This window comes from Pantoea sp. Morm, assembly GCF_016643525.1.
Taxonomy (GTDB): Bacteria; Pseudomonadota; Gammaproteobacteria; order Enterobacterales; family Enterobacteriaceae; genus Pantoea; species Pantoea dispersa.
This window is the reverse complement of sequence record NZ_VOQX01000204.1, coordinates 1-2,370: the sequence shown is the minus strand read 5'-3', so window position 1 is coordinate 2,370 and position 2,370 is coordinate 1. Positions and strand designations below refer to the sequence as shown.

Below are 2,370 nucleotides of genomic sequence, written 5' to 3'. Positions count from 1 at the left end.
CACTGTGCAGTGGGCATCGAGCCGGTGCGCGAGCGCATCGATCAGTTGCTGAACGAGTCGCTGATGCTGGTGACGGCGCTGAATACCCATATCGGTTATGACAAAGCGGCGGAAATCGCCAAGAAAGCCCATAAAGAAGGGCTGACGCTGAAAGGCTCGGCGCTGAAGCTTGGTTATCTGACTGAAGAGCAGTTTGACGAGTGGGTACGTCCTGAAGAGATGGTTGGCAGCATGAAGCAATAATTATTGCGATAACTGAGGGGTAGTGCCGCTCGGTTCAGCGATGATGTGCGATAACAGAGGCGGCCTGAGGGCCGCTTCTTCATTAAAGCTTGTCACTCCACAAGTGCAGTCGTGGGATCACCAGATGCAGCGGCTGCGCTAGCGGCTTATGACGATGCGTGACGTTATCGGCATCGTAATCCAGCAATTCCCCTAAAATCGGTACCTGAGTTTTATCCCGGCACAGCACCAGCAGCGGTGAAGGGCAGGCGAGTTGCACCTGCTTCTTATTACTGGCGCGCCAGACGCGGGCAATCGGTTGGACCTTAACCGGGCGCTTGATTTTCAGTTTGGCGTCGACGGGCAGTGACAAAATCATCTCCAGTTCTTGCTGCACCTTCTCGGCCCACTGTTCGCGCGTCCAGGGCGCTTGCGCACGGTTTGCCTTCAGGCTGCGTTCCAGCTGCTCGACAACGGCTTCACGGGTCAGGTTTTTAATGATGTTCTTGTTGGCCCAGCCAAAGCGCAGGCTGTCCGGCGCGTGCAGCAGGGTCACACTGCGATAGGCGTTCAGGGTGATTAAACCGCGCAGATGTTGGTGGACAAACTCAAAACGCGCCTCGCTCGGCAGCCCCGACTCCACGGTAATCAGGTGTTCCAGGCGCAGCTTAAGTGCATTGATATCGGCCACCTGCTGACTGATTTGCTCGCTGACGGCTTCATCTGCTTCTATACAAATGGCGCCGGGCAAACGCACCGCAGCTTTGGTGCTGAGTTTTTCCGACTGGTGCTGCATAAACAGACGACAGTAGTGAGCCAGCGCCATGTCTCGCGCTTTCTGCCCGAGATGTTGAGTCACGGCGATACGCTCAATTTCATCATTCTCGTGGCCTTTTTCGATCTCAGGCAAACTAAAGGCGCGTGCAATCAGCAGCGGTTGTTGTTCCACCTGTTGACGCAGGGCACTGAGACCAAGCTCCAGCGCATTAACGCACTCATGCAAATCGGCAACCAAATCATAGCGAGACATGTTACGCTCCATAGTTACAACATACCATTTAACTTATCCTATTTGGTGCCAATCTTCCACTCTGAAACGTGATTTCGCGAAGCAGGGCACACAAGCATTTTTCCAGCAGGATGAACATGTTATAACAATGCTTTGCCTGCTAACGGAAACTTGTCGTGGAGCATCACCCTAAACCTGCGGTTCCTGCCATCGTGACACTGGGAGGCGTTCAAATCCTTTCGTGGGGCGGTTCGTTTTATCTTATGGCCGTGATGGCGAATCCGATCGTCGCGGAAACCGGCTGGTCGCAGCAGTGGGTGTATGGCGCATTATCCTTGGGCATTTTGGTTTCTGGCCTGTTAGCCCCCTTAAGTGGCCGACTAATTGCGGGCAGTTATGGCCGCGTGCTGCTGGCGTCGAGCGGGGCGGTGATGGCGCTGGGCCTGGTGATCATGGGATTAAGCCACCATCTGCTGCTGTTTCTGTTTGCCTGGCTGATTATCGGCATCGGCATGGCGATGGGTTTATATGATGCCCTGTTTGCCACGCTCGGAACGCTTTATGGTGGACAGGCTCGTGGCGCGATTACCGGCATTACCTTAATCTCCGGCTTTTGCACCACGCTGGTGTGGCCGGGGACTGCGCTGCTGATTCACTGGCTTGACTGGCGCGGCGCCTGTTTCGCCATTGCCGCGCTGTTATGCCTCACTGTGTTGCCAGCCTACTGGTATGCACTGCCTGCGCCGATTAAACCCATCGTGAAAACGGCGAAAAAGCAGCATAACGCCAGTGGTGAGTTGGCACCGGCGCTATTTTGGCTGCTATGCAGCATTTTTACCCTTGCTTCAGTGATCATGACCGCTATTTCGGTGCAGTTGATTAGTCTATTACAAGCCAGCGGCCACTCATTGACCGCCGCCTTAGCCATCAGCGCGATTCTGGGTCCTTGTCAGGTTGGGTCACGTATTGTGGATATCGCGTTCAAACGGGGACATCCGATCTGGACGACGTTTTTCTCGGTAGGACTGGTGGCCATCGGATTGCTGTTGTTGACCTTGTTTCCGCAGTTCGCGCTGGTCAGTATGGTGCTATACGGTGCTGGACACGGTTTGCGGGCGATAGTGCGGGGAACTTTACCG

At 54.8% G+C, this 2,370-nt stretch carries 2 protein-coding genes and 1 pseudogene; 2 read left to right on the top strand and 1 reads right to left on the bottom strand.

Annotated features, from left to right (window positions below):
- Positions 1-243: pseudogene (gene fumC / locus FT726_RS26805) on the top strand (class II fumarate hydratase); the annotation flags it as partial.
- Positions 244-325: 82 nt separating this feature from the next.
- Here the strand turns inward: fumC and tus are convergent.
- Positions 326-1,252: a DNA replication terminus site-binding protein gene (tus, locus tag FT726_RS26800; RefSeq protein WP_346303795.1), complete on the bottom strand. Its 927-nt coding sequence runs from the start codon at positions 1,250-1,252 to the stop codon at positions 326-328.
- 155 nt (positions 1,253-1,407) lie between these two features.
- Between tus and FT726_RS26795 the strand changes: the two genes are divergently transcribed.
- Positions 1,408-2,370: MFS transporter (locus FT726_RS26795; RefSeq protein ID WP_346303794.1), on the top strand; the 963-nt coding region annotated here is incomplete at its 3' end.

Coding starts and splice junctions, on each gene's coding strand:
- tus (WP_346303795.1), bottom strand. CDS start 1,252: ATGTCTCGCTATGATTTGGTTGCCGATTTGCATGAGTGCGTTAATGCG.